Consider the following 842-nt stretch of genomic DNA (forward strand, 5'->3'; position numbering starts at 1 on the left):
GATAACTCTTTTTCGGGACTGTACGCGCCTGGGGTTTCTGGTCGAATAGTCTGTAAATCGTCGTCATAAGTTGGATAGAGTAAATACAATCCTAGTACAACACTGATCAGTACGACGAGAAAAAATGAGCCTAACACTCTGTTGTTATTCATTTATAAGTGCCATTACTGATTGCATACCAATTTAATCGACGGTTACCTTAAGCGGTTTCACATTGTACCCGACACATATGGAGATTTAAATCCTGCACATGGGTCGATCCGCGTAGTATTTTTCTCATAAATTAGAATAATCAGATAATTTTCTTGATTTAACTCAGGCAATGATTCTGTAAAAAGGCGTTATAGTTATTTTCCTGTTCCAGCCTCCGTGACTTCTTTAGAAACAACGGAGCAAAATGAGAATTAACAATGACCCAAATTAATGAACAACGTCTCGTAGAACATTTCTGCGATCTAGTGAAAATTGATAGTGAATCTCGTAACGAAAAAGCGATTGCTGAAGCTTTGGCTGAGCAACTCGGTGAACTGGGTTTTGAAGTTCACAAACTGGCGGTTCCTGAAGAAGTGTCTAACGGTTTCAACATCTACGCTCGTCTAGATGGCACTCTTCCAGGTAGCACAGTGTTCAGCTGCCACATGGACACAGTAACGCCAGGTATCGGCATTGAGCCAATCATTGAAGACGGCATCATCCGCTCTAAAGGCAATACGATTCTAGGCGGCGACGACAAGTCTGGTATCGCAGCGATCATGGAAGCGGTTCGTTGCATCAAAGCTGAAGGCCAAGAGCACAAAACTATCGAGATTGCGTTTACTGTATTCGAAGAAGGCGGTCTATTC

Annotated in this window: 1 protein-coding gene; it reads left to right on the forward strand. The window is 42.4% G+C overall.

Annotated features, from left to right (window positions below):
- Positions 1–410 precede the first annotated feature (410 nt).
- The coding region (locus AB4496_RS26310) for a M20/M25/M40 family metallo-hydrolase (RefSeq protein WP_372132836.1) at positions 411–842 on the forward strand (432 nt) is incomplete at its 3' end.

The sequence above is a fragment of the Vibrio sp. 10N.222.46.A1 genome, from assembly GCF_041473595.1.
GTDB classification, from domain to species: domain Bacteria; phylum Pseudomonadota; class Gammaproteobacteria; order Enterobacterales; family Vibrionaceae; genus Vibrio; species Vibrio tasmaniensis_A.